General features: G+C 47.0%; 26 protein-coding genes. 21 read left to right on the top strand and 5 right to left on the bottom strand.

Features of this window, described 5'->3' with window-relative positions:
• Positions 1 to 138: 138 nt before the first annotated feature.
• The 6 genes from KOG47_RS11120 (at position 139) to KOG47_RS11145 (ending at position 7,268) form a co-directional block, all read left to right on the top strand.
• Entirely contained in the window at positions 139 to 789 is a 651-nt protein-coding gene (locus KOG47_RS11120; RefSeq protein ID WP_215244240.1) for a response regulator transcription factor, read from the top strand.
• Positions 786 to 2,054, top strand: a complete 1,269-nt coding sequence (locus KOG47_RS11125; RefSeq protein WP_215244241.1) for a sensor histidine kinase — start codon at positions 786 to 788, stop codon at positions 2,052 to 2,054. The genes KOG47_RS11120 and KOG47_RS11125 overlap by 4 nt, the downstream gene beginning before the upstream one ends.
• Positions 2,045 to 2,788, top strand: a complete 744-nt coding sequence (locus KOG47_RS11130; RefSeq protein WP_215244310.1) for an AAA family ATPase — start codon at positions 2,045 to 2,047, stop codon at positions 2,786 to 2,788. Before KOG47_RS11125 ends, KOG47_RS11130 begins: the two co-directional genes overlap by 10 nt.
• A gap of 213 nt (positions 2,789 to 3,001) precedes the next feature.
• Positions 3,002 to 3,853, top strand: coding sequence for a BglG family transcription antiterminator LicT (gene licT / locus KOG47_RS11135; protein ID WP_215244242.1), 852 nt, complete (start codon positions 3,002 to 3,004; stop codon positions 3,851 to 3,853).
• Positions 3,854 to 3,955: 102 nt separating this feature from the next.
• A complete protein-coding gene (locus tag KOG47_RS11140) occupies positions 3,956 to 5,806 on the top strand; it encodes a beta-glucoside-specific PTS transporter subunit IIABC (protein WP_215244243.1) in 1,851 nt (616 codons plus the stop codon).
• A 16-nt stretch (positions 5,807 to 5,822) separates the two neighbouring features.
• Positions 5,823 to 7,268 (top strand): glycoside hydrolase family 1 protein, encoded by a 1,446-nt coding sequence (locus KOG47_RS11145; protein ID WP_074035082.1) that lies wholly within the window; start codon positions 5,823 to 5,825, stop codon positions 7,266 to 7,268.
• Positions 7,269 to 7,379: 111 nt separating this feature from the next.
• Here the strand turns inward: KOG47_RS11145 and KOG47_RS11150 are convergent, their stop codons facing one another.
• A complete protein-coding gene (locus KOG47_RS11150; protein WP_047795794.1) occupies positions 7,380 to 7,817 on the bottom strand; it encodes a hypothetical protein in 438 nt (145 codons plus the stop codon).
• 188 nt (positions 7,818 to 8,005) lie between these two features.
• A complete protein-coding gene (locus KOG47_RS11155; protein WP_215244244.1) occupies positions 8,006 to 9,793 on the bottom strand; it encodes a type I phosphomannose isomerase catalytic subunit in 1,788 nt (595 codons plus the stop codon).
• 134 nt (positions 9,794 to 9,927) lie between these two features.
• On the opposite strand from KOG47_RS11155, the gene KOG47_RS11160 reads away from it, so the two are divergent.
• The 9 genes from KOG47_RS11160 to KOG47_RS11200 all read left to right on the top strand — a co-directional run bounded on the left by KOG47_RS11160 (position 9,928) and on the right by KOG47_RS11200 (position 17,182).
• Positions 9,928 to 10,224, top strand: a complete 297-nt coding sequence (locus KOG47_RS11160) for a PTS sugar transporter subunit IIB (RefSeq protein WP_015880368.1) — start codon at positions 9,928 to 9,930, stop codon at positions 10,222 to 10,224.
• Between the two features lie 5 nt (positions 10,225 to 10,229).
• A complete protein-coding gene (locus tag KOG47_RS11165; RefSeq protein WP_041917964.1) occupies positions 10,230 to 10,574 on the top strand; it encodes a PTS sugar transporter subunit IIA in 345 nt (114 codons plus the stop codon).
• A 23-nt stretch (positions 10,575 to 10,597) separates the two neighbouring features.
• Entirely contained in the window at positions 10,598 to 11,905 is a 1,308-nt protein-coding gene (gene celB / locus KOG47_RS11170; RefSeq protein ID WP_041918122.1) for a PTS cellobiose transporter subunit IIC, read from the top strand.
• A 37-nt stretch (positions 11,906 to 11,942) separates the two neighbouring features.
• Positions 11,943 to 13,367, top strand: a complete 1,425-nt coding sequence (locus KOG47_RS11175; protein ID WP_078146061.1) for a glycoside hydrolase family 1 protein — start codon at positions 11,943 to 11,945, stop codon at positions 13,365 to 13,367.
• Between the two features lie 79 nt (positions 13,368 to 13,446).
• Positions 13,447 to 14,175: a GntR family transcriptional regulator gene (locus tag KOG47_RS11180; protein WP_074035076.1), complete on the top strand. Its 729-nt coding sequence runs from the start codon at positions 13,447 to 13,449 to the stop codon at positions 14,173 to 14,175.
• 41 nt (positions 14,176 to 14,216) lie between these two features.
• On the top strand, positions 14,217 to 14,891 hold the full coding sequence (locus KOG47_RS11185; protein WP_078146062.1) for an ABC transporter ATP-binding protein: 675 nt from the start codon (positions 14,217 to 14,219) through the stop codon (positions 14,889 to 14,891).
• On the top strand, positions 14,888 to 15,895 hold the full coding sequence (locus KOG47_RS11190; protein ID WP_214691359.1) for an ABC transporter permease: 1,008 nt from the start codon (positions 14,888 to 14,890) through the stop codon (positions 15,893 to 15,895). The genes KOG47_RS11185 and KOG47_RS11190 overlap by 4 nt, the downstream gene beginning before the upstream one ends.
• Positions 15,892 to 16,503 (top strand): class I SAM-dependent methyltransferase, encoded by a 612-nt coding sequence (locus KOG47_RS11195; RefSeq protein ID WP_211781939.1) that lies wholly within the window; start codon positions 15,892 to 15,894, stop codon positions 16,501 to 16,503. Before KOG47_RS11190 ends, KOG47_RS11195 begins: the two co-directional genes overlap by 4 nt.
• Before the next feature lie 16 nt (positions 16,504 to 16,519).
• The gene (locus tag KOG47_RS11200) at positions 16,520 to 17,182 is read left to right on the top strand and encodes an NAD(P)H-dependent oxidoreductase (RefSeq protein WP_078146065.1); all 663 of its coding nucleotides are present in this window, start codon (positions 16,520 to 16,522) and stop codon (positions 17,180 to 17,182) included.
• Positions 17,183 to 17,220: 38 nt separating this feature from the next.
• On the opposite strand, the gene KOG47_RS11205 is transcribed toward KOG47_RS11200, so the two are convergent.
• Positions 17,221 to 17,856 carry a nitroreductase family protein gene (locus tag KOG47_RS11205; RefSeq protein ID WP_015880377.1) on the bottom strand — a complete coding sequence of 212 codons (636 nt, stop codon included), beginning with the start codon at positions 17,854 to 17,856 and terminating at the stop codon, positions 17,221 to 17,223.
• Positions 17,853 to 18,299, bottom strand: coding sequence for a MarR family winged helix-turn-helix transcriptional regulator (locus KOG47_RS11210; protein WP_078146066.1), 447 nt, complete (start codon positions 18,297 to 18,299; stop codon positions 17,853 to 17,855). The genes KOG47_RS11205 and KOG47_RS11210 overlap by 4 nt, the downstream gene beginning before the upstream one ends.
• A gap of 181 nt (positions 18,300 to 18,480) precedes the next feature.
• Here KOG47_RS11210 and KOG47_RS11215 point away from each other — a divergent pair, with 181 nt between their 5' ends.
• The 6 genes from KOG47_RS11215 to modB all read left to right on the top strand — a co-directional run bounded on the left by KOG47_RS11215 (position 18,481) and on the right by modB (position 24,639).
• Positions 18,481 to 20,664 (top strand): malate synthase G, encoded by a 2,184-nt coding sequence (locus tag KOG47_RS11215; RefSeq protein WP_380081286.1) that lies wholly within the window; start codon positions 18,481 to 18,483, stop codon positions 20,662 to 20,664.
• Positions 20,661 to 20,957, top strand: coding sequence for a hypothetical protein (locus KOG47_RS11220; protein ID WP_031424308.1), 297 nt, complete (start codon positions 20,661 to 20,663; stop codon positions 20,955 to 20,957). Before KOG47_RS11215 ends, KOG47_RS11220 begins: the two co-directional genes overlap by 4 nt.
• 75 nt (positions 20,958 to 21,032) lie before the next feature.
• On the top strand, positions 21,033 to 22,310 hold the full coding sequence (aceA, locus tag KOG47_RS11225; protein ID WP_215244246.1) for an isocitrate lyase: 1,278 nt from the start codon (positions 21,033 to 21,035) through the stop codon (positions 22,308 to 22,310).
• A 144-nt stretch (positions 22,311 to 22,454) separates the two neighbouring features.
• Positions 22,455 to 23,162 (top strand): iron-sulfur cluster repair di-iron protein, encoded by a 708-nt coding sequence (gene ric, locus KOG47_RS11230; protein ID WP_215244247.1) that lies wholly within the window; start codon positions 22,455 to 22,457, stop codon positions 23,160 to 23,162.
• 107 nt (positions 23,163 to 23,269) lie between these two features.
• On the top strand, positions 23,270 to 24,001 hold the full coding sequence (gene modA, locus KOG47_RS11235; protein WP_215244248.1) for a molybdate ABC transporter substrate-binding protein: 732 nt from the start codon (positions 23,270 to 23,272) through the stop codon (positions 23,999 to 24,001).
• A complete protein-coding gene (gene modB, locus KOG47_RS11240) occupies positions 23,998 to 24,639 on the top strand; it encodes a molybdate ABC transporter permease subunit (protein ID WP_214784372.1) in 642 nt (213 codons plus the stop codon). Before modA ends, modB begins: the two co-directional genes overlap by 4 nt.
• On the opposite strand, the gene KOG47_RS11245 is transcribed toward modB, so the two are convergent.
• The gene (locus KOG47_RS11245; protein WP_034780581.1) at positions 24,636 to 25,007 is read right to left on the bottom strand and encodes a DUF3221 domain-containing protein; all 372 of its coding nucleotides are present in this window, start codon (positions 25,005 to 25,007) and stop codon (positions 24,636 to 24,638) included. The genes modB and KOG47_RS11245 overlap by 4 nt on opposite strands.
• Positions 25,008 to 25,134: the final 127 nt, after the last annotated feature.

A 25,134-nucleotide genomic window follows, 5' to 3' on the forward strand; every position in this document is an offset into this window, starting at 1 on the left:
TCTCCTCCTTTGTTACTTCAATTGTAGGACTGAAGGCGTTAGAAGTTGTGAGGGAGTTGCAAGATTTCTGCAAATTGTCTTTGGGAAACGGTGGGACGTTCGATGGGTACGATATAATGGAGGTGGAGGCGATATGAGATGAACGTACTCGTTGTGGAAGATGAACTAAAACTGGCGGACGGCATGTCCCGCTTTTTAACATATTCCGGATTTGAGGTGACCGTGGCGATGACTTTGAGTGAGGCGAAGCAACAGTTACATCAACGGTTTGATGCGGTCTTATTGGATGTCCGTCTCCCTGACGGAGAAGGCTGGACCTTGATTCCGACATTGAAAGCGCAACAGCCCGCACCTGCTATTATCCTGACGACGGCTCGTGGTGAGGCGGATGATCGTGTGTTCGGATTGGAACTTGGCGCAGACGATTATTTAGTCAAACCCATCGTTTTAAAAGAGTTGGAGATTCGACTGAAACGTCTCGTCAAACAAACCGATATGATTCAATTTGGAACGCTCACCATCGACGTCAAATCGAGAATGGTACAAGAGAACGGACATCCGCTTCGATTAACGAACAAAGAGTATGAGTTGTTACTGTATCTTTGGAAACATGTCGGGGATGCGTTAGACCGGAACCGTTTGCTCGATGAGGTGTGGGACTACGCATTCGTCGGAGATACACGAACGGTCGACACCCACATTAAACAACTGCGTGACAAATCGCCGACCTTGAAAGAACAGTTGAAGACGGTGCACCGGGTCGGTTATCGATTAGAGGAACTGTCATGAATCGATTAATGAAGAAGTTACTTTGGACGGCCATTCTACCACTTGCAGTGATGGCACTTTTAACATTCGGACTCACGTCATTATTGATTGGACGCTTCGCAGAAGAGGAGACGTACGCACAATTGGAGCGCGAGGCGGCGATTGTGTATGAAGCCATTCAAGAGGGCCGTGGAATCCCAGGGCAACTTGACGTGCTTGTATTTCAAAATGGGCAGCGTATCGAGTTCGAACGAGGCGGACGGATGCATCGCATGATGCCAATCAACCTCGATCCGAATGATTTAGAGATTCAGGACGAAGTGAGCGTGAATGGGACTCGTTTCTTGACGTATCTGAAAGAAGAAGGGGACATTCAAATCGTGACGTATAGTCCCGTTCCGTTTTCAAATCCACAATTCCAGCAAATCTACCTCATCTTAGCGGGTGGGTTTATTCTGGCCCTACTTGTCGCAATCGCTGTCACGTATTGGATGAGTCGTCGGCTCACGCAACCGCTCGTCGAGTTGAAACAAGCGACCGCATCCATTATGGAGGGGCGACACGATATTAGCTTGCCGAGCGTGACGAACGATGAGATTGGGGATTTGACCGTCACCATCGGACAGATGAACACATCACTTCAAGAAAAAGAGGCGCTTCAAAAATCATTTATCTCTGGGGTCACACACGATGTGCGTACACCGCTCGCTATCGTTCGAAACGAGGCGGAACTATTAGAGCTCGGTGTCGTCCATGAAACAGAGATGGCCACAACCGGTAAAAGCATTACCGAGGAAGTGGACCGGATTGACCGACTCGTCAATCAGATGCTCGAATACTCTAAATTGTCCGCAGGTTCGATTCCCCTTGAAATGGAATCGATTCAACTGGATGAATTGGTTCGTCGGTTGACGCCACGCATGTCTGAGTGGTTCCGACAAAAAGACGTGACACTCGACCTCCGACTCGAAACGGTATCAATCCAAGCTGATCGATTGGCGATGGAACGAGTGCTCTCGAATTTCATAAGCAATGCGTATGAGGCGAGCCCTGTCGGGGGAAGAATCACTATCACTCTAACCCCGAAGCGATTAGAAGTGACCGATGAAGGAAACGGGGTTGATCCTTCCATTCAGCATGCGATATGGGATATGTATGTGAAAGGAGATCGCTCCAACGGCCATGGTTTAGGTCTCGCTATCACGAAATTACTTCTTGACGCACAAGGACTTTCTTACGGGGTCGATTCAGATAAGGGGGCGACGTTTTGGATCGGATGGACATGACTTTATTTTTACGAGGGGTACGGTTAGAGAGGGAACGCATTCATTCAACGGGTTATCCGTACTCGTTACCAATCTTTCAGACACTCGATGAACTGACGTTTCATCATCCTATCACGTTTCTTGTTGGAGAGAACGGGAGCGGGAAATCGACGTTGATTGAAGGGATGGCGGTGGCGGCCGGATTCAATCCGGAAGGCGGAGCGCCGTCCTTCCAATTCGAAACAGAGTCGACACATAGCTCGTTGTATGAGGCGTTGCGTCCGATTCGAGGGCCGTATCGACCAAAGGATGGCTTTTTCTTACGCGCCGAGACGGCATACCAGCTGTCGAGTTATGTGGACGAAATGGCGAAATCAGGTCCTGATCTTGAACGATTTTATGAGTCGTATGGTGGGCGTTCTCTTCATGAACAATCACACGGTGAAGCGTTTCTCTCCCTCATGCTACACCGATTTCGTGGAGATGGTCTCTACATTTTGGATGAGCCAGAGGCCGCATTGTCACCGATGCGCCAACTGACGATGCTCGCGCGCATGCATGAACTCGTACAATCCGGCAGTCAATTCATCATTGCGAGCCACTCCCCCATCTTGATGTCGTATCCAGGTGCGATAATTTTGCAAGTGGAGACGGGGCTTACTCCGACAGCGTTTGATGATCTGGAACATGTCAAGGTCATGCGTGACTATTTGGATGCGCCAGAGCGGATGCAGCGAATCTTGTTTGAAGAGTAAAAACCGGTCACGATGTAAGCGGTTTACTTTTTATGTTGACGTCAAGATTTATAGGGAGTATGCTTATATCGAAAAGAAGAAAATCCACTTTAGGATTGTTACTGGTGATGCAGGCAAAACCTAAATTGACGCCACGACTGTATGTTGGACGTTGGTGTGAATTTAGGTTTTTTTCTTTTTAGTTCAGTCGAATGAGAGTGAGGTGAGGAGACCATGCAGATTTCAAAAGTGTTCAATAATAACGTCGTAGCAATTGATGCGAACGGTCAAGAACAGGTCGTGATGGGGCGCGGGATTGCATTTCAAAAACGGCCAGGCGATCCGATTGACCAGACGCGAATCGAAAAAATCTTTACGCTCGAGAGTAAAGAAAGTTATGAGCGTTTCGTTCACTTTTTAAATGAAATGCCGACGGATGAGATGGAGACGGTGAAACAGATTGTCAGATTAGCCGAAGAGCGATTAAAACAACCTATTCATGATTCGCTCTACGTGACGCTAGCGGACCACCTTCATTTCGCGCTTAGTCGGTATCAGGATGGAATCCAGATTCGTAACCCTCTCGTTTGGGAAGTGAAACGATTTTATGCTCCGGAGTTCGCTGTCGGCAAAGAAGCGGTAAAATTGATCAATGAGCGGCACGAGGTCAACCTGGATGAAGATGAGGCCGTTGCGATTGCCTTACATCTCGTCAATGCGACGATGTCTGGCGTGAAAGGTGAAAACCTGCATCTCGTAACGGAGATGACAAAAGCCACCCAAGCCATTTTGACCATTATCACGTATCATTTTCAAATCGAGCTGGATGAAGAGTCATACGCCTATTCTCGATTTCTGACTCATTTAAAGTACTTTGTGCAGCGCCTCGCATCGGGGGAAAAGGTCAAGTCCACAGGTGACGAAACCTTGTTCTTGATGGTGAAGCAGAGATATCCGGAAGCGTTCGAATGCGTTGAAAAAATCGCTGGATTGATCGCGACGAAATATCGTTATGATGTATCGATGGACGAACGGCTGTATATGATGATTCATATCGAAAACTTAATGAAAGAACGTCGATCCTAAGGATGGTTACTGATGACGCAGGCCAAACCTAAATGACTACACCTTTATTTGTGTAGTGATTTAGGTTTTTCTTTTTATCCAAAAACATGAGGAGTGAACAAGATGGACCAATATAAACAACTGGCAGAGACGATTGTGCAGCATGTCGGTGGGAAAGATAACGTCAAAAGTGTCTTTCACTGTGCGACACGACTGCGTTTCAAATTAAAAGATGAATCAAAGGCAAATGCGACTACGCTGAAGGAACAAGATGGCATCATCACGGTCGTTCAAAGTGGAGGACAATTTCAAGTCGTCATCGGGAACAATGTACCATACGTCTACAAAGAGGTTGTCGATGTTGGTGGTTTCCAGACATCTTCGACTGATGATGAAGAAAAATCAGGAGTATTCAACCGATTGATTGATGTGATTGCTGGAATCTTTACGCCGATTCTCGGACCGATGGCAGGTAGTGGTCTGTTGAAAGGGTTACTCGCCATCCTTGTCGCGTTTGGATTATTGACAGAAGAAATGGGCACATATGTCGTCTTGAATGCCGCGGCGGATGCACTATTTTACTTCCTACCCGTGATCTTAGGACATTCGGCGGCTAAGAAATTTGGTGGGAACCCGTATATTGGGATGATTATCGGTGGGGCGCTTGTCTATCCATCGATTGTGGCCATTCAAGGAGCCGGGGAGGCCTTGACGTTCCTCAATGTGCCTGTCGTCTTAATGAGTTATGCGTCTTCGGTTATCCCGATTATTTTGGCGACATACGTTTCTTCAAAAGTCGAAACATTCTTTAACCGTCATACGCATGAAGCTGTACGAAACTTCACAACACCGATGATGGCGTTGTTACTCGTTGTCCCGTTGACGTTTTTAGCAATTGGACCGGTTGCGACGTATGCGAGTCAAGGTTTAGCGAATGGTTACTCGTTCTTGTATGAGTTGAGCCCAACCATCGCCATCGCGTTCATCGGTGCGTTCTGGCAAGTGCTTGTCATGTTCGGTCTCCATTGGGGACTTGTACCAATTATCATCAATAACTTATCGGTTGTCGGTACGGATACGATTGTTGTCGGTGTATTGATGGCCACGTTCGGTCAAGTAGGGGCAGTTCTAGCGATTACCTTAAAAGCCAAAAATCCGAAAGTGAAAGGGTTAGGAACATCTTCCACGATTGCAGGTGTGTTTGGAATTACGGAGCCGGCTATCTATGGCTTGACGCTTCCCCGTAAAAAACCATTTGTGTTTGGGGTTGTGGGTGGAGCGGCTGGTGGTGTCGTAGGAGGTTTGTTCGGTACGGCGGCTTATGCGATGGGAGGCCTCGGAATCTTTAGCATCCCAGTCATGATTCCTCCAACGGGTGTCGATTTAGCCTTCTATGGAGCATTTATCGGAATGGCGGTTGCAACAGTAGTCGCTCTCGTCTTGACGATGGTCTTCCACAAAGAAGAAACGACCGTCGAGTCGACAGAAAAAGTGGTTGTACAATCAATCTCTGAACAAGTCGGCTTTCCTGTATCGGCTCCATTGAAAGGAGAAGTCGTGTCGCTTGAAACGGTTCGTGATGAAGTGTTCTCAAGCGGGGCGATGGGGAAAGGGATTGCGATTATGCCTTCAGAAGGCGCGGTATATGCACCGTTTGACGGAGAAATCGTCACGGTCTATCCATCGAAGCATGCAATCGGTCTTCGATCTGATGCAGGTGTGGAAGTATTGATTCACATTGGATTAGATACGGTCAAGCTAAATGGACAGTATTTTGAAACGGTCGTTACGGACGGTCAGAAAGTGACAGAAGGAGAACTGCTTGTCCGATTCGATATAGATGCCATCGCTCGTGAAGGGTATGACACCATCACCCCGATTATCGTAACAAACACCGAACATTATCTCGATGTCTTACCGGTTTACACAGGTGTGGTTGAAGCCAATCATGGCGTATTGCGTGTCATTGTATAACAAAGGAGGAGACAGTATGAAACAAGTATCAAGTGAATTTCTATGGGGCGGGGCTACTGCGGCCAATCAGTTAGAAGGTGGTTATCAAGAAGGTGGTAAAGGACTTTCGATTGCTGACGTGATGCCAGGCGGAAAACAGCGAATGAAGATTATCCATGATCCGACGTTTGATTTTGAATTACATGAAGAGTATTCATACCCGAACCATGAAGGAATCGACTTCTATCATCGTTATAAAGAAGATATTGCCCTCTTTAAGGAAATGGGATTCAAGACGTTCCGCATGTCAATTGCGTGGTCACGAATTTTCCCGAACGGAGATGAAGTGGAACCGAATGAGGAGGGACTCCAATTCTATGATCGTGTGATCGATGAATTAGTCGCCCAAGGCATTGAACCACTCGTGACCATCTCCCACTATGAGATGCCCCTACATCTTGCGAAGCATTATGGAGGATGGCGAGACCGTCGCTTAGTCACATACTTTGAACGATACAGTCGTGTCTTGTTCGAACGTTATAAAGGGAAGGTCAAATACTGGTTGACGTTCAACGAAATCAACGGGGCACAGTTCATGCCGATGCTCAGTCTAGGGATTGCGGTTCGGGAAGAAGAGAATACGTTACAGCTCACCTATCAAGGATTGCATCACCAACTGGTCGCAAGTGCCCTTGCGACAAAGGCGGCCAGAGAGATTGACCCATCGATGCAAATCGGATGTATGCTCATTGCGGCTCCGGTTTATCCGTATAGTTCAAACCCGGATGATGTTTGGTATGCTCACGATGCAGAACGGATGATGAACTTCTTCTGCGGAGACGTCCATGTACGCGGCAAATATCCGAGCTTTGCGAAACGATTCTTCCGAGACAATGGCATTGAACTCGCTATGGAAGATGGCGACCTTGATATCCTCAAAGAGAATACTGTCGACTTCTTCTCACTCAGTTACTACATGTCGCGCACTGAAAAGGCTGAAAAAGGTCAGGATGAGGCGGAAGGTAATATTATGAGCGGGGTCAAGAATCCATACTTACAGGCGAGTGACTGGGGATGGGAAATTGATCCGACAGGACTCCGCGTCATCTTGAACAAGTTATATGAGCGTTATGAGCTCCCATTATTCATCGTTGAAAACGGGCTAGGTGCTTATGACAAAATTGAGTCGGACGGAACGATTCATGATGACTATCGCATCGATTACTTACGTGATCACTTGAAAGGGATGATGGATGCAATCGACGATGGAGTCGAAGTGATGGGATACACGAGTTGGGGGTGTATCGATTTAGTGAGTGCCTCGACAGGTGAGTACAGCAAACGGTATGGTTTCATTTACGTGGATCGACATGACGACGGTACCGGTACGTTAGAACGAAAACGGAAAGAGTCGTTCTTCTGGTATCAAGAGGTGATTCGTTCACAAGGTGCGAGCTTATACGAAGAAGAATCAGTCAAATGAAAAAGCGGCCTCGGCCGCTTTTTCATGCTTTCGTGATTTTTCGCAATAAGATGATCGCGAGACTAATGCCCCCAGCAATCAACATATACAAGATAATTTCCATCCAAGTGTTCATTCGTCATCTCCATCCGCAAAGATTGCGAGCTCCCCTTGTGGCATCGCGACCAACAGATAGGCGTCTCCACCAAGTGGTCTCGCGTCCCCTGCTTGCCAGCACTCAAAGTGTTCTTGATATCCATTGATGAAAAGAAGGGATCCGGATTCAAATTCCAGTTCGAGGTGGGGGTGTTCGTCACCGAGGCGTACTTGATGGATGCGCTCTCTTCTTAAGCGCATGAGCTGTTCGAGTTGTTCACCTTCGTCAAACGTATTTTGCGTCGCATGGACATGCCACGGTCCCTCAATGGAGATCCAAGATTCCAGTCCTTGACGACTGAAATAGAGAAGATGATGGTTCGGACCAGAACCGAAATCGATTCCGACAAAAGAAGAGGCGGTAAAGAGGTGATGCAAAATAGATGTCGCTTGTTCGTGCTCTGTGGTAGACACACCGTCACCTCACTTTAAAGAGTTGTTATCATTATCATTTCACGTTACCACGCTAAAGTAAACGAATCTAACTCAATCTAGAAAAGAAACTGTAGATGATTCGCAAAGTATAATTTTGATTTATTTCACATTTCTGTATACAAAAAAACGGACATTCACGATGAATGTCCGTTTTTTTTCAAACCTCATTATGCTTCGACAAAGGCAGCGCCGATCACACCCGCATCTCCTGACAATTGAGTGAGGCAGAGACGCGTTTTTCCACTAGCATGTGGATACATTTTATTCGAGACTGCTTGTTGTAATTCGTGCCAAAATAATGAGGCCGACATCATGACGCCGCCTCCTAATACAATCACATCAGGATCGACGGTATGAATGATGTTAGCTAGTCCGCTAGCCAGTTCCTCGACGAAGTGATGGCGGTACTCGTCATCTGATAATAGCGAAGGGACGTTTGTATATCCCTTTTCGCTTGCGCGACTCATGAGCGCGGTACCACTTGCGAGTGATTCGAGAGAGCCTCGATTCAGTACAGGGTGAACTGGTCCGTTCGAACGGATAATCATATTTCCGATTTCACCGGCACTGCCGTTCGCCCCTCGAATGATTTGATGTTTATAGACATAACCGCCACCGATTCCAGTGCTGACTGTTACATAAAAAACAGCATCGAATCCTTTTCCTGCTCCAAATTTAGCTTCTGCGAGAGCTGCTGCATTCGCATCGTTTTCAAGGGTGACAGAAAAGCCGAGGCGCTGTGTTAAAGGCTCAACGATTTTTTGATTGTGCCAATTCGGGAGGTTTGGAGGCGTTAAAAACATCCCTTGTTTCAAATCGAGTGGACCGGGAGCCACAATTCCAACATGCTGGATATCGAATTCAACATTGAATTGATTAATCGCAGTCTCAATAGATTGTAGTGTCTCTTCGAAAGGAAGTTGAGGCTGCGTGTTAAACGTGAGTTGTTTCAGTACTTCACCTTTGAGTGAAACAGCAGCAATCCGAGTGTTCGTCCCTCCTAAATCAATCCCGATTCGGACAGCTTGTTTTTCATCGGAAGGAACACCAGTCACTAGACAAATCGCTTCTCCCTCAATCAAGAACGACTCATTGGCCGGGAGAAGGAGTGTACCTCCCGTAGGTACTTCCATCTCATCAATGATTAATGTTCCTTGCACGACAGATAGTAACCGGAACGTGTCGGTCGAAATCTTTTCTTTCGCTGTAACATGCCATTTTTCCACGAAGAAGAATGGATTCTTCGTCAAACGTGTTCGAAAGTGATCGAGTTGACGGATTGGTTCCCTATAGCCAAGGTGAGGGACGAAAGAAGCGAGAATGCCCTTTTCTACGTGAAGTTCACGTGGACGACCGGTCGTCACATCCAGTCGCTCGTAATCGTATAGACGATAGGTTGTGTCCGAACTTTGTTGAATTTCCAGTACGCATACCCCTTTTGTCAATGCATGGACCGTTCCAGCTGGGACATAGAAAAAATCACCGGCATGAATCGATTTTCGTATCAAGCCGTGTTCCAAATCGCCTGTTTCAAGCGCTTTGTTGAAGTCTTCTGAGGTGGCATAGGAGTGACCGTAAATGAGTGTCGCATTTGCTGGAGCATCGAGAATATACCAACATTCATTTTTTCCATATGATTCGTTTTCGAGTTGTTCCGCTAACGAATCATCAGGATGAACTTGAATAGACAAATCATCGTTCGCATCAATCCATTTAATCAGTAGCGGAAACACGTCCGCTTTAATTTGAAACAACTCTGGATATTGTTGATAGAGTTCACGCAAAGAAAGACCAACGTAGGGTCCGGAAGCAACGGCTGAACTACCTTTTTCTAATGCAGAAGCCGTCCAAGCTTCACCGATCGAAGGGTCATTGAAATCGAAACCAAATTGCTTCAGACGCTCCCCTCCCCAAAGTCGCTGTTGATAGTGTGGTTTTAAAAGAATAGCGCTCATATCCTGTCCTCCTATTAATTTGATATACACTTATGAATTTAAAAACTAAACAAAGTTTAAATCAAGTATAGACATGAAATAAATCATGTGTATAATAAAACATGTAACCGATTTCAAATAAGGAGTGAGGACACATGAAGAAAATCTTATTAGCGTGTAGTTCAGGGATGTCGACGAGTTTACTCGTAACGAAGATGAAAGATCATGCCACATCAATCGGGGATGAGGCGAAGATTTGGGCAGTCGGTCAAGATCAGGTCGTAACCGAGATGGACGAGGCAGATGTGATTTTGATTGGTCCACAAATGCGTTTCTTGTTGGATAAATTGAAAGCGCAAACATCAACACCGATTGAAGTGATCGATATGATGGCATACGGCACGGCGAATGGAAAAGCTGCATACGAACAAGCGATGAAATTAATGGGGTGAACAACGTGGAACAGGTAGACGAGTTAACCTTGGAGCAAATGGCATTCATGATGATTTTGCACAGTGGCAATGCGAGAAGTACGATTCAGGAAGCGATTCAACTGTATAAAACGAGTTCTTATGAAACGTTCGAAGAAAAGATTGATGAGGCACGTGGACAATTAAAAGAAGCACATCAAACACACTTTTCACAAATCCAAAGAGAAGCGAATGGAGAAAAAACAGACGTCTCTTTATTGCTTCTTCATGCAGAGGACCATTTAATGTCTACGCAAACAATGCTTGATTTGACAGCGGGTTTGGTCGAAATGGTCGAACAAAAGATTGTAAATCCTAATCAAGAAGGGTGAATCATATGTCACAGGACAATAAGATGTTCAACATGATCAGTAAACTGCTCATGCCGATGGCGACCTATTTAAACAACAGTCGCTATTTACAAGTATTGCGAGATGCATTCATGCTCGCTTTCCCGATTACCATGTTTGGGTCAATCATCGTCGTCATTGCAAACCTGCCGTTCCTCGACCGTTTCATGTCCGAGAGTACACTCAGTGTATTTAAAACATCACTCGGAAACGCACCATCTGCAACGATGGGGATTATGTCTATCTTTGTCGTCTTCGGTATCGGGTATTATCTATCGAAAAGTTATCAAGTCGAGGCTGTCTTCGGAGGAGCGATCTCGCTCGTGTCTTTCCTTCTCTTAACGCCTTTCTTGATTGAAGTTGACGGTATGTCAGAGGCAGTCGGGAATGTCCTTCCGTTGGATCGCCTTGGAGCGAAAGGGATGTTCCTTGCGATGATTACCGGATTCCTGTCCGGTGAGATTTATCGATTTGTCGTTCAAAAGAACTGGACGATTAAGATGCCGGATGGAGTACCGCCAGCTGTTGCGAAATCATTCTCAGCACTTGTTCCTGCATTATTAACCTTGACTGTATTTTTAACATTCAACATCATCGTGACGAACTTATTCAATACGAATCTTCATGACGTCATTTTCAACGTCGTTCAGCAACCACTTGTGACATTGGGGAATGGTCTCATTCCAACGTTGATTGCAATCTTCTTCGTTCAGCTATTTTGGTTCTTCGGACTTCACGGTCAGGTCATCGTCAACTCGGTGATGGACCCGATTTGGAACACATTATCTGTGGAGAACTTGACGGCTTATACCTCGACTGGAGATGTTCCGAACATTATCAGTAAACAGTTCATTGAAATTTACACGGTAGGGCTTGGTGGTTCCGGATCTACACTTGCTGTCGTCGTGGCTATCTTGTTGTTCTTGAAATCGAAACAGTTGAAACAAATCGGGAAACTATCCCTCGGACCTGGACTATTCAACGTAAACGAGCCGGTCATCTTCGGACTTCCAATCGTTATGAACCCGCTCATCATGATTCCTTGGATTGTCGCACCGCTCGTGACGGTAACGGTCACATATTTCGCGATGTCGACAGGCTTAGTCCCACCACCAACGGGTGTCGCTGTTCCATGGACTGTCCCAATGTTCTTGAGTGGTATCATGGCGACGAACTCGCTTGCCGGAGGTCTTCTTCAAATCGTGAACTTCTTCATTATTTTGGCGATTTGGTTCCCGTTCTTGAAATTTATCGACCGCATGAACTTGAAAAAAGAGTTAGAAGAATCAACAGATAAACAAGAAGCAGTGTAAACAAATAGAGAAAATAGAAATAAGGGAGAGATAAAAGATGACGAACCCGACACAAACACGAATGAAAGAGCAAAAGACCTATCAATTTCCGACAGATTTTTGGTGGGGAACGGCTTCCTCTGCTACACAGATGGAAGGTGCTGCTTTTGAAGGTGGAAAAGGATTGAATATCTGGGATTACTGGTACATGCAAGAGCCGAATCGCTTTTTCAATGGCGTGAGCGCAACAGAGGCCTCAAACTTCTATCATTTGTATGAAGAAGATATCGCATTGATGAAAGAACTCGGGCATAACACGTTCCGTTTCTCCATTTCATGGTCACGTCTTTTTCCACAAGGTGTCGGGGAAGTAAATGAAGAGGCAATCACATTTTATAACAATGTCATCAATTGCTTAATCGATCATGGTATCGAACCGTTCATCAATCTGTATCACTTCGATATGCCGATGGCGCTTCAAGAACAAGGTGGTTGGGAATCACGGGAAGTCGTGGAGGCATATGTCACCTTTGCGAAGACATGCTTTGAGTTGTTTGGTGACCGCGTCGAGAAGTGGTTCACGCATAATGAACCGATTGTACCGGTAGAGGGTGGATATTTATATGATTTTCATTATCCAAACGTTGTTGATTTCAAGCGAGCTGTCCAAGTAGCGTACCACTCGATCTTATCGAGTGCGAAGGCAATCGAAGCGTATCGTGACATGGGACAATCTGGGCAAATCGGGATCATCTTAAATCTGACACCCTCATATCCGAGAAGTCAGCACCCAGCTGATTTGAGCGCAGCGCGCATTGCTGATGCGATGTTCAATCGCTCGTTCCTCGATCCATCTGTTTTAGGCACGTTCCCTCAAGAACTAGTAGAAGTGCTGAAGTCTGAAGATGCGATGCCACAGATGGAAACAGGCGATCTTGAACTCATTCGAGAACATACAGTCGACCTGCTTGGCATCAACTATTACCAGCCGCGTCGCGTGAAAGCAAAAGCATCACTGCCGAATCCGGACGCACCATTCTTACCGGAAAACTTATTTGATTTTTATGAGATGCCTGGACGTAAAATGAATCCATATCGTGGATGGGAAATTTACGAAAAAGGAATCTATGATATATTAATCAATCTAAAAGAAAACTATGGTAATATTCCATGCTTCATTTCAGAGAATGGAATGGGTGTCGAGGGTGAAGAGCGTTATCGTGACGAGAACGGAAGTGTCCAAGACGATTATCGAATTGATTTCATTCGCGAACATCTGAAATGGATGCATCAAGCGATTGAAGAGGGTTCGAACGTAAAAGGCTATCATCTTTGGACGTTCATGGACAATTGGTCATGGAGCAATGCTTATAAAAATCGCTATGGATTTGTAGGTATTGACTTAGATACGCAACAGCGTACTGTAAAAAAATCAGGGCACTGGTTTAAACAGTTGATTGACGCTAATGGTTTTACAGAATAATGAAGTAAGCTGACAAAGACTACTCTTTGTCAGCTTTTTTTGATATATTGTACATATATGTCTATACATGAGGTGCTATATGTCTACTAAGAAAAAACCGAAATATGAAACCATTGCTGATGAAATTCGTAAAAGAATTATTGAACACGTTTATCCGCTAGAACATGCATTACCTGATGAAATCCATTTGGCCCAAGAGTTTGGGGTGAGCCGAATGACGATGAAACGTGCGCTTGAGATTCTCGTCATGGAAGGGCTGATTTATCGTAAACGTGGTAAAGGAACATTCATTTTACAGTCGAGCTTCCAAAAAGATCGCATCAACGTGATTAGTAAAGAAACGAGAGGGCTGACTCAAGTAATCGGAGATCGCTCGTTACGAAGTGAAGTCCTGAATTTTGAGGTAAAGTTTCCGTGTCAGGAAGTCGCCAATCATCTCATGATTGAGCTGACAGAACCGGTCTATGAAATACGTCGTGTGCGTTACGTAGACGATGAGCCGTATGTCATCGAATTGACGTACATGGTTGCTAACCTCATTACAGGAATCACACGTGAAATTTTGGAAAAATCCGTGTATGCGTATATTCAAGAAGATCTGGGTTATACGATTACAAGCTCGCATAAAGTGATTCGAGCAGATAAACCGGATGAGTACGACCAAGCTTACTTGAAGAATGATATCACTGAACCGATTATCGAAGTCGAGCAAGTGGTCTATTTAAGTAACGGGAAACCGTTCGAGTATTCGTTTGCCCGTCATCGATACGATAAATTTGTGTTTTCATCGGTCAATATTGTGAAGTAAAAGTCGCCGCGATGGCGACTTTTTCGTAAGGAGGACCCATCGTGGATGTGAAAATTGAACAAGCAGGATACGAGATAAACGAGCCCGTCATCCAAGACATTTCGTTTGATGTACGGGCAGGTGAGATTTTAGGGGTGATTGGGTCGAATGGTGCGGGAAAAACGACCACCATCGCCTGTCTTACCGGAACGATTCCTTGGATGAAGGGAACGGTCGAGATGGAACGCTATGCGTTTATCCCGGAACAACCCGTCTACTATGATTATTTGACGCTATCTGAACATATTGCACTCGTCCAAGAATTAACGGGAATCGATTCAACAGAAAAAACGGAGGAGTTGCTACAGCTATTCCGGTTAGAGCATGTGACCGATCGGTATCTCTCCTCTTTTTCAAAAGGGATGAAACAGAAGGCGATGATTCTATTGGCGCTCATTCAAGAAGCGCGGGTATTGATTGTCGATGAACCATTTATCGGATTGGATGCGACGACGACGATTCAGTTACTTCGACTGTTAGAAGCGGAGCGTACGAGGGGGGCAAGTGTCTTATTAGTCACACACGTTCTTGATACGGCCGAGCGATTATGCGACCGATTCGTATGGATTGATGATGGACAACTGCTCGCGAGTGGGACGAAAGTGGAGATTCGTGAAGCGCTCGATACAGAGGGGATGACCTTGTTTGACATGATGGAAGATGTGGCGATGCGATGATTGCGAAACGATTGTTTTGGATGCGTGTCTCCCGGTACATAAAACAGCAATGGAAGACGGTCCGATTGATTGTCGACTGGACGATTTTTTTATACGGTGTCCTTCCTCTTCTCATATGGGCAGGCTATTCCTACTGGCAAGTCTGGGAAGGGAACTTCCCCTGGTTAGGTGACATCCCTTATTTTCTCTGGGCACTTCTGATTGGATGGTTCATGTGGCAAGACCGTATGTTTGTCTGGATTGAGCGTGCCGATCTCATCCTTGTGTCAAACCGGAGCATGATTCGGGATTTAAAAAGGTATTCGGTTTGGTATCAACTTACGCAACACGTGATTCAATATGGATGCTATCTGCTGTTGCTTGCACCGATTCTATACGTAAAAGGAAGGGACGTGGGCGAGATTCTCACGTTTGGGGCTGCACTTTTTCTACTCGCTTGGTGTCACGTATGGGTCCAGTATCATCTACGTCTCCGACACGCCCATCTCATGAAGCGATTTTTAATCGTACTCCTTGCTTTTGTAGGCGTGTATGCGTTATTGATTGAGTCGATATTGCTTAGTGTGTTGATCGGAAGCATCATGGTCACATTTGCGTTATACGTAGGGGAAGGATGGGTGTCGAAACATCCGAGTGTCGGTCGAGAAATTGAAATCGGAGAACGTGAGCGTGCCTCATTCGATCGTGTCCTGTTGACGACGTCAGGAGCCATCGAGAAGACGAGTGAGCGGAAACGTCCCCTGTATCGACCGAGACCGAATCGCTTCGGCACCGTCAGACGGACGATGGCACTCCTTATGTACTTTAGAACGCCGAGTCATCGGAATTTATGGTTTCGACTCATTCCGCTCGGGATCACGAGCGTGATTCTTCTCCCAAGTTGGTTCAAACTAGTGGTTCCGATTTATCTGTTGTATGTCGCCTATCAAGAACAGACGTCGTTCACGAGAGAAATGGAGCGACATCCATTCTTTCAATCCATTCAAGAAAGAGGTTCATCATGAACGAACAGCAGTATGAGCAACTGTTACAAATCGAGACGGCCAAACCTCAGCAAGGATTCCCGTCCTCAGCCGAGTATAACCGTTATGAACCGACTCCTTACGAAGCACTCGATTTGCTTCGGGATGCGTATCCGTTAGAGTCCACAGATACCATCGTGGATTTCGGTTCAGGAAAAGGACGTCTGCCGTTCTATTTAGCGTATACGTTTCGTGTCAGGGCAATCGGTGTCGAGATGGACGGTGGATTTCATGAGGAGGCACTTCAAAATTGGATGAGCTATACGAAGAAACATCGTAATCGGGGAAGTGTTCAATTGGAACAGGGATTCGCGGAGGGATTCATGATTCCACCGGATGCGAATCGATTCTACTTCTTTAATCCGTTCTCGGTGAACGTCTTCCGCCAAGTGATTGCCAACATCATCGAATCTGTTGAAACGGTTCCTCGCCCGGTCGATGTGATTTTATATTATCCGGCGGATGAGTACCTCCATTATTTGAACGACGAGACGCCTTTTCAGTACGTACAAACGGTGCGATTGCCGCTGAAGAATCTTCATGAGCGATTTTTGATTTATCGGTTTGATATGATGGAGTCATCTTGGTAATGGAGGAGTGAGCACGATGAAAAAGAAAGACATTTTAGAAGCGTATCGTTGGCGTCAAGCGACGAAAGCGTTCGATGCGGATCGTAAAATCAAAGAAGAGGACATGGAGTTCATTTTAGAGACGGGACGTCTTTCGCCGAGTTCGTTCGGATTCGAGCCATGGCAATTCGTCGTGGTGCGTCGGGAAGATTTACTCCAAAAGATTAAAGATCATGCATGGGGAGCGCAAGGTCAGGCACTGACTGCCAGTCACTTTGTATTGATCCTCGCAAGAACACCGAAAGCCATGCGTTACGATTCGGACTATATTCGTCATATCGTGACGGGTGTACAGGGCCGGACGGAAGAAGAATACGCACAGCGCGTGAAACGGGTACAGGAGTTCCAGGAGGACGACTACCGTCTCTTAGACGATGAGCGTGTCTTCCAGGAATGGATCAAGCGTCAGACATATATTCCGCTCGGAAACATGATGACGGCTGCCGCACAAATCGAGATCGATTCATGCCCAATTGAAGGGTTCAATCAAGAGGAAATCGATGAGTTGCTCATCTCAGAAGGTGTGATGGAACGTGGGGAATGGTCACTTTCAGTCATGGTCGCATTTGGGTATCGAGCGCGCGACTTTGCACCGAAAACACGTCGTGATTTTAACGAAGTCGTCAAATATATCGGATGAAAAAAAGGTCAATCGCCTCAGCGATTGACCTTTTTGAATTATTTCCAGTCTGTGATGCGGTCGACTGGGAAACGGACTGATGGGTAACCTTCTTCGGCTGCTTTCCCGATAGAGAGAAGCATGACTGGGAGGTAACGCTCTTTGTCGAGACCGAACGCTTCAGCGATGTTCGCTTTATCATATCCACCGATTGGGTTTGTGTCATATCCGTGTGCGCGTGCGACGAGCATAAGCTGCATCGCAACGAGACCTGAATCGAGCATGATGCTATCTTTGATCATTTCTTTCGGTGCATCTTTGAAGATGCCTTTGATCATGTCGACTTGACGGTCACGGACCTCAGCCGGCATCATACCGCGCTCTACTGCTGTATCGAAAATCTCTTCTGTGTAATCTGCCATCTGATAGTCGGCGAAGAGTGCGATCACAGCTGAAGATGTTTCCACTTGGCGTTTGTTGAAGCTTGCGAGCGGGAGGAGTGTTTCTTTTCCTTCTGCGCTATCGATGACGACGAAGCGCCATGGCTGTAAGTTAAGGGATGAAGGAGCTGTTGTCGCTTCTTCAAGAATTTGTGTCATTTCTTCTTTTGAAATTTTGACGTTCTCATCGTATACACGAATCGATCGGCGTCCTTTGACAATCTCCATAAAGTCTTTTTGTGTGGCAGTGTTCATATTGTAGTCTTCCTTTCATGGTCAATAGTATCTTGTAACATCGTGAGTGATGCTAATAACTGTTGTTGATCCTCTACCTTCATGTTGACAAAAAGTCGGTCCGTTAAGCACTCTTTTTGCTCAGTCCAATGTGCAATTTGTTCACGACCATCGTCTGTCAACTCAACATAGATGACACGGTTGTCTTGTTCACAGCGTCTCCGCGTGATGAGTCCTTGTGTCTCTAACTGTTTCAAGTGTCGGGTGATGGCGGCATGGTCGACATCGACGCGCTGTTGCAATTCACGTTGCCGCAATGGACCGACGTGATACAAGTTGCTCAAAATGTCGTAGCGACTCAAGCTGAGCCCGTCCATTTCAGAGTCGAATAATTGCCCTAATTCTTTTTGTACAGTGATGATGTGATAGAGAATTTGATCACGAAGCGAGCAAGAATCTCGCATGCACATCGCCTCCTCAAATCATTGATGACTCAATCATTGATGGGTCACACAATGTATAGTAAACCCATCCTGACGATATTTCAAATAAAAAGTTTTAAAAAATGGGTTGTCAAACTGTTATATAATAGTCTATATTATAACCAACTGATATATAACAATGATTAAAGGAGGATGTGAACGCTTGGAACACTATGAACGACTAAATACGTATCATATTCATGAGAAACTGATTGAACTTGTGAATAAAAACGTTCTTGAACCCCATGAAATCAATGATTTTTGGGAAGGGGTCGAATCGCTTCTTGAGCGTTTCATTCCAGTGAATCAGACACTTCTGGAGCAGCGCAAGACATTCGAGCGATTGTTACAGGAGTGGTACAGTCGTCAAGACGAAGTCGATCCAACCGAGTACGAGACATTTTTAACATCGATCGGCTATATCGAACCGGTAGTCGAAGATTTTCAAATCGACGTGTCGAATGTCGATCGCGAAATCGCTCATCAAGCGGGACCGCAACTCGTCGTACCGTTAGACAATGCCAGATATGCACTCAATGCCGCCAATGCCAGATGGGGGAGTCTCTACGACGCCCTTTATGGGACGGACATGATTGACGAGGCAGACGGCATGGAAAAGGGGCGAACATATAATCCTGTTCGCGGAAATGAAGTCATTCGGTTAGCTAAACAGTTTTTGGATGACACGTTCCCACTGTCGTCCGGGTCACACAGAGACGTATCACGATATGTCGTTCGTGACGACGTCGCCTACGCGGTGATTGGAGACGAGGAGCATTTATTCGCTTATGATTCCTTCGTCGGTTATACCGGCGAACCGAACGAGTTGAAGACATTGATGCTCCAGCACCATGCCTTGCACGTCGAACTTCAATTCGACCGCGAACATCCAGTCGGCAAAGTCGATCCTGCTGGACTGATGGACATCGAGCTTGAATCAGCCCTCTCCGCTATTGTGGATTGCGAAGACTCGGTCGCAGCCGTTTGTGCAGAAGACAAAGTTCATCTGTATCGTAATTGGCTCGGTCTAATGGATGGGACGCTTGAAGCCTCGTTCCAAAAAGACGGGAAGCGACTCTCTCGGCGTTTAAACGAAGACAAGCGTTTGATTGGAAAAGGTGGGGTGGAAGTCGTCCTCCCAGGACGCGCGCTCTTGTTCATTCGGAACGTTGGACACTTGATGACGACGGACTTGATTCTTGATGCAGAAGGTCGCGAGGTACCAGAGGGGATCGTTGATGCCATCTTTACTTCATTGATTGCAAGTCGCCATCTTCATCGTCGTCTCAACTCTCGGGAAGGATCGATTTACATCGTCAAGCCGAAAATGCACGGCTCTGAAGAAGTGGCATTCACCAATGTTTTGTTTGATGCCGTGGAAAATCTGCTGGACCTTCCTCGCTATACGTTAAAAGTCGGCGTGATGGATGAAGAAAGACGAACGTCGCTCAACTTGAAAAATTGTATCGCGCAAGTAAAAGAACGGGTCGTCTTCATCAACACGGGCTTCCTTGACCGGACGGGAGACGAGATTCATTCTTCGATGACGCTCGGACCGATGCGTCGGAAGGGAGAAATGAAGACGTCACCTTGGCTCGCTGCATATGAACGGTTAAATGTATCGATCGGTCTCGAGAGTGGGTTCCATCATCAAGCACAAATCGGAAAAGGGATGTGGGCGATGCCCGATCGGATGCAGGACATGATGCGTGAAAAAATGGCACATGTACGGTCCGGGGCAACGACGGCATGGGTGCCTTCACCGACCGCGGCGACGCTCCATGCGATGCACTATCATCAACTTGATGCTTTTGATGTACAGCGAGAATTGTTGAAACAGCCTGTTTTAAAACATGAACGACAACAGCTCCTTGAGATTCCACTCGCGACGCGCATCTATTCGCAAGAAGAGATCAAAGAAGAGCTTGAGAACAATTTGCAAGGATTGCTCGGGTACGTCGTTCGTTGGGTCGAACAAGGTGTCGGTTGTTCGAAAGTGCCGGATATTCACCATGTCGGACTGATGGAAGACCGGGCGACACTCCGAATTTCGAGCCAACACGTGGCCAACTGGTTGCATCACGGCATTTGTTCAGCAGAACAAGTCGAGGTCACCCTTTATCGGATGGCACGAGTCGTCGATGAGCAAAACGAGTCAGACTCGAATTACCGGCCGATGACACCGAACGTCGATCAATCGATTGCCTATCAGGCTGCCCACGAACTTGTATTTCATGGGTTGAAACAACCGAACGGGTACACGGAACCAATCTTGCATCGTCGTCGCCGTGAATTTATGGAACGTCAAACTGTGGAGTTAAACCTTAAAGGAGGAACCTCATCATGACAACGAAAAAAATGGAAAGCGAACAGTTGATTGAACGTTGGGTCGTCCGCCGCATCGTATCTGGAGAATCGACAGCATCTTTGGCGAATACGGCATTCGTATACGGCAACGACTTGATGCGTCTCGTCTTGGACCGGACAGATGGGTCGCTCCAAATCATGAAAGAGCCGATCGATGAAGTTGTCGTTTTCCGCAAGCCGGAAGATCGGGACGAAGAAAATGTTTGCCGTTGCTGCGGGATGGAACATTCGACGTTCAAGGCAGCGTTGGAGTGTTGTGCTTACCTTGACTAAACCATTTATTTCGCATCATCTGTTATATAACAAATTAAATTTATTGAATTTAATATAATACAGGAGGGTATATTGATGAAAAAACGCGAAGAATTGGTGAACAGCTGGAAGTCAGAACGATTTGAAGGGGTAGAACGTCCATACTCTGTAGAAGACGTCATGAAATTACGAGGGTCTATCGTAATTGAACAGACACTTGCGAAAAAGGGAGCGGAACGCCTGTGGCAACTGATGCACGAGCGTGACTACGTCCATGCACTCGGTGCGTTGACAGGGAACCAGGCGATTCAGCAAGTGAAGGCAGGACTCGAAGCCATCTATTTGAGTGGTTGGCAAGTAGCGGCGGATGCGAACTTGTCAGGTCACATGTATCCGGACCAGAGTCTATATCCGGCCAACTCGGTGCCAAGTGTCGTCAAACGAATCAACCAAGCGCTTCAACGTGCTGACCAAATTCAAACGGCAGAAGGGAAAGGCGACACGCATTGGTTCGCACCGATTGTCGCGGATATGGAAGCCGGTTTTGGTGGGGTACTCAACGTATTCGAACTGACGAAGGCAATGATTGAAGCGGGGGCAGCCGGCGTTCACCTTGAAGACCAGCTCTCGTCTGAGAAGAAATGTGGTCACCTCGGTGGGAAGGTGTTACTCCCGACGCAGACGGCTGTGAAAAACTTGATTTCGGCTCGACTCGCGGCAGACGTCATGGGTGTCCCGACAATCATCGTAGCGCGGACAGATGCGCACGCGGCGAACTTGATCACGAGCGACATCGACCCAATCGATCATCCGTTCATCATTGGAGAGCGTACGCCGGAAGGCTTCTATCGTACGGAAGCTGGTATCGAGCAAGCAATCGCTCGTGGGCTCGCTTATGCACCGTATGCAGACCTCGTCTGGTGTGAGACGTCCGAACCAGATTTGGCAGAGGCACGTCAATTTGCCGAAGCGATTCATGCGAAGTATCCAGGTAAACTTCTCGCTTACAACTGCTCGCCATCGTTCAACTGGAAGAAGAAGCTGTCAGACGAAGAGATCGCCACGTTCCAACAAGAAATCGGCGCAATGGGATACAAGTTCCAGTTCGTTACACTCGCTGGATTCCACGCGCTCAACTTCGGCATGTTTGAGCTCGCACGCGGTTACAAAGATCGTGGCATGGCGGCGTACTCGGAGTTACAGCAAGCAGAATTTGCGGCTGAAGTACATGGTTACACGGCGACACGTCATCAGCGTGAAGTCGGAACGGGTTACTTCGATGAAGTCTCGCTCGTCATCTCAGGTGGACAATCATCAACGACAGCGCTCGCAGGTTCGACCGAGACTGAACAGTTTGAAACACCGTTGCATTGAGCGATGCCCCTCGACAAGAGGGGTTTTTGTGTCCAAATTTGGAACACCTGCATCCTGTTCACTTAAATGTGACGTATTTCACATTTTTGTTGTCGAACTCTTGCTACGCTGAACATGTCAAAATGAATATGGAGGTTATGACAGATGACACAGACATTCACGGGCGATACGCACGTATCTGAAATCGTCAAACAATGCCCGCAAGCGGCAGACATTTTCAAACGGAACCGAATCGATTTTTGTTGTGGCGGCAACCGACCACTCGCTGAAGCGACTGACAAATCGAAACGGTCGACGGAAGACATTTTAGAAGAAGTTAATGCGCTTTATCAACGTAAGCAAGAGATGAACGAGAAGAGCATCGATTGGGATGCCGCTTCTTCTTCGGAATTGATTGAGCACATCATTTATAAGCATCACCAATTTTTGACGGACGAATTGCCACAGCTCACACCATATGTGACAAAAGTGTTCCGGGTCCACGGACAAAATCATCCGCACCTCGGACGCATTCATCAACTGTTCAATCAATTGAAAATGGAACTTGAACAACATATCGTCAAAGAAGAGACAGAAGACTTCCCGACGCTGCTTCGTCACGAGACCGCACCGACAGCTGAAACGAGACGGGAGCTTGATAGCATCTTGGCCTCGCTCGAGTCAGAACATGCAACAGCCGGGGACATTTTAAAAGAGTTGCGTCACATCACAAACGACTATACGCCGCCTGAAGGAGCGTGTGGGACGTATCGTCTTGTCTATCAACGGTTAGAAGCGCTCGAATCGGATACGTTTGAACACATTCATCTCGAAAACAACATTTTATTCCCGCGGGCGCGCGCGTTCGCTTAAGCAGTGGCACACCCCTACTTACGTAGAGGTGTCTTTTTGTGACGTTTGATACAGATGGGAGGCAAATCAAGCGCTACGATAAAGGGGAGGCAAAGGAGTGATTAATCATGAAACGGGTGAGTGAAGTCATCGTAGGGGTGACGGTCGCCTTATTACTAAGTCAAGTCTGGTCGAGTTCAGATTCGGAGGACACCGTGACCATTTTGGCGGCGGCAAGCTTAGGACCGGCTTTAGAAGCGGTCGAGCGACAACTTGAAGCAGAGTTCGATGGGATCGATGTTCGAGTCGTGACGAACGGGAGCGGCGCCTTGCGAGTACAAATCGATCACGGGTCTCCGGCAGATATCTTTTTAGCCGCGAGCGTTGATGATGTCGACCGACTACAAATCCCGATTCTAGAGCGGGATGCGTTCTTGTATAACGAGCTGTGGCTCGTGACACCGAAAGGGAAACCGTGCGCGGAGACATGGTACGACTTAAACGCATGTGCTCGGATCGTCATCGGTGACCCGGTCAATGTCCCGGCCGGTCGCTACGCGAAAGCGGCGCTAGAAGTGGAAGGCGTGTGGGAAGAAGTGGAACCGCGAATCATGTTCGCCCAGAATGTAAGACAAGTATTGACGCTCATCGAACAAGGCGACGCCAATGCGGGATTCGTCTATAAGACGGAACTGACGACGGACGTCGAGTCGCTTCAGTCGGTCCCGTTTGAAGCGACGGGTACGATCGCGTATCCGGCGGTCCGGTTGACGCACAACCCATACGTACACGAGGTGTACGCGCGTTTGTTTGACGATGATATCCAAGCTCACTTTTTAGCGAAAGGATTTTCTAAATGACGCAACATCCACTTCAACTCACATTCGAAGTCGGGATGATGGCGACGGTGAGCGCCTTCGTCCTCGCCTTCGGAGCGGCTTATTTCATGCATCACCGTCAATTCAAAGGAAAGCGGCTGCTCGAGACGGTGTTTTTACTGCCGCTCATCTTGCCGCCGACAGTCATCGGACTATACGCCTTGATTGTCCTCGGGAACAACGGGATCGGCGGATTGTTACCGATTACGATCTTGTTCACGAAACAGGCGAACATCATCGCATCCGCCTTGGCCGCGTTTCCGCTCATCTACCAAACGATTCGTCTCGGTCTTAAACAACTCGATGCGGAATGGTATGAGGCCGGACGCGTGCTCGGTGGGTCAGAGCGCCAACTGTTCACCTACGTGACGATTCCGCTGCTGTTACCTGCGTTGACGAGTGGGTTTGTCCTTGGTTTCGCACGGTCAATCGGCGAGTTTGGGATCACGATGATGATTGCCGGAAATATCCCGGGCGAGACGATGACGCTCGCCACAGCGATTTATATGGCGACAATCAACGGAGATATGACCCAGGCGCTCGTCTGGAGCGGATGGTTGGTTGGTTTGGCGTTTTTAGTCCTCTGGCTGAGTGAACGTTATGGCAAGCGTTCATATTAGTCGATCACGTCGATTTTTTTCACATAAGACCGGTTCGGAGTATTTAAGATACTCGGACCGGTCTTTTTCCAAATGTGGACGTGGTCTCCGACAGTGATTTGCTCGAACGTGGCTTTCACTTGAAACTTGAACCAGCTTACGTCTTCCGGTTCACTTTGTGCGAACAAGGTGTCAGGAGAGAGCGTGGCCTCTTCTGCGGTAATTCCGCTGATGACGAGTGCGGTGCGGTCAGATTCATTTATTTCAATCACATACCCCTCGACATCTGGTTCGGTCGTCGCTCGATTGGCGAAGACGAAACCGATGGAAAAGACGACGAGCATGGCCGCGATGGTGAGGAATAACATGATTTTAAGCGATGATTTCATAAGGGAACGCCTCCTTCGTTCATTATTCTGTCACGTCTCGAATCGCTTATCTGTGAAAAAAGTAACAGTTAAGTCGAGATGTCATCTTTATGATGAAACTATGAAGTCGCTCGGAAAGAGAAGGGGG

The sequence above is a fragment of the Exiguobacterium sp. s121 genome, from assembly GCF_018617245.1.
GTDB lineage: Bacteria > Bacillota > Bacilli > Exiguobacteriales > Exiguobacteriaceae > Exiguobacterium > Exiguobacterium profundum.

Bases quoted from the DNA above. Each gene is read 5' to 3' on its own strand.
- KOG47_RS11200 (WP_078146065.1), top strand. From the start codon at position 16,520: ATGAAAAAGAAAGACATTTTAGAAGCGTATCGTTGGCGTCAAGCGACG.
- KOG47_RS11125 (WP_215244241.1), top strand. From the start codon at position 786: ATGAATCGATTAATGAAGAAGTTACTTTGGACGGCCATTCTACCACTT.
- KOG47_RS11120 (WP_215244240.1), top strand. From the start codon at position 139: ATGAACGTACTCGTTGTGGAAGATGAACTAAAACTGGCGGACGGCATG.
- KOG47_RS11195 (WP_211781939.1), top strand. From the start codon at position 15,892: ATGAACGAACAGCAGTATGAGCAACTGTTACAAATCGAGACGGCCAAA.
- KOG47_RS11130 (WP_215244310.1), top strand. From the start codon at position 2,045: ATGGACATGACTTTATTTTTACGAGGGGTACGGTTAGAGAGGGAACGC.
- licT (WP_215244242.1), top strand. From the start codon at position 3,002: ATGCAGATTTCAAAAGTGTTCAATAATAACGTCGTAGCAATTGATGCG.
- KOG47_RS11155 (WP_215244244.1), bottom strand. From the start codon at position 9,793: ATGAGCGCTATTCTTTTAAAACCACACTATCAACAGCGACTTTGGGGA.
- KOG47_RS11210 (WP_078146066.1), bottom strand. From the start codon at position 18,299: ATGCGAGATTCTTGCTCGCTTCGTGATCAAATTCTCTATCACATCATC.
- KOG47_RS11245 (WP_034780581.1), bottom strand. From the start codon at position 25,007: ATGAAATCATCGCTTAAAATCATGTTATTCCTCACCATCGCGGCCATG.
- celB (WP_041918122.1), top strand. From the start codon at position 10,598: ATGTTCAACATGATCAGTAAACTGCTCATGCCGATGGCGACCTATTTA.
- KOG47_RS11190 (WP_214691359.1), top strand. From the start codon at position 14,888: ATGATTGCGAAACGATTGTTTTGGATGCGTGTCTCCCGGTACATAAAA.
- modA (WP_215244248.1), top strand. From the start codon at position 23,270: ATGAAACGGGTGAGTGAAGTCATCGTAGGGGTGACGGTCGCCTTATTA.
- KOG47_RS11220 (WP_031424308.1), top strand. From the start codon at position 20,661: ATGACAACGAAAAAAATGGAAAGCGAACAGTTGATTGAACGTTGGGTC.
- modB (WP_214784372.1), top strand. From the start codon at position 23,998: ATGACGCAACATCCACTTCAACTCACATTCGAAGTCGGGATGATGGCG.
- KOG47_RS11180 (WP_074035076.1), top strand. From the start codon at position 13,447: ATGTCTACTAAGAAAAAACCGAAATATGAAACCATTGCTGATGAAATT.
- KOG47_RS11140 (WP_215244243.1), top strand. From the start codon at position 3,956: ATGGACCAATATAAACAACTGGCAGAGACGATTGTGCAGCATGTCGGT.
- aceA (WP_215244246.1), top strand. From the start codon at position 21,033: ATGAAAAAACGCGAAGAATTGGTGAACAGCTGGAAGTCAGAACGATTT.
- KOG47_RS11205 (WP_015880377.1), bottom strand. From the start codon at position 17,856: ATGAACACTGCCACACAAAAAGACTTTATGGAGATTGTCAAAGGACGC.
- KOG47_RS11160 (WP_015880368.1), top strand. From the start codon at position 9,928: ATGAAGAAAATCTTATTAGCGTGTAGTTCAGGGATGTCGACGAGTTTA.
- ric (WP_215244247.1), top strand. From the start codon at position 22,455: ATGACACAGACATTCACGGGCGATACGCACGTATCTGAAATCGTCAAA.
- KOG47_RS11145 (WP_074035082.1), top strand. From the start codon at position 5,823: ATGAAACAAGTATCAAGTGAATTTCTATGGGGCGGGGCTACTGCGGCC.
- KOG47_RS11175 (WP_078146061.1), top strand. From the start codon at position 11,943: ATGACGAACCCGACACAAACACGAATGAAAGAGCAAAAGACCTATCAA.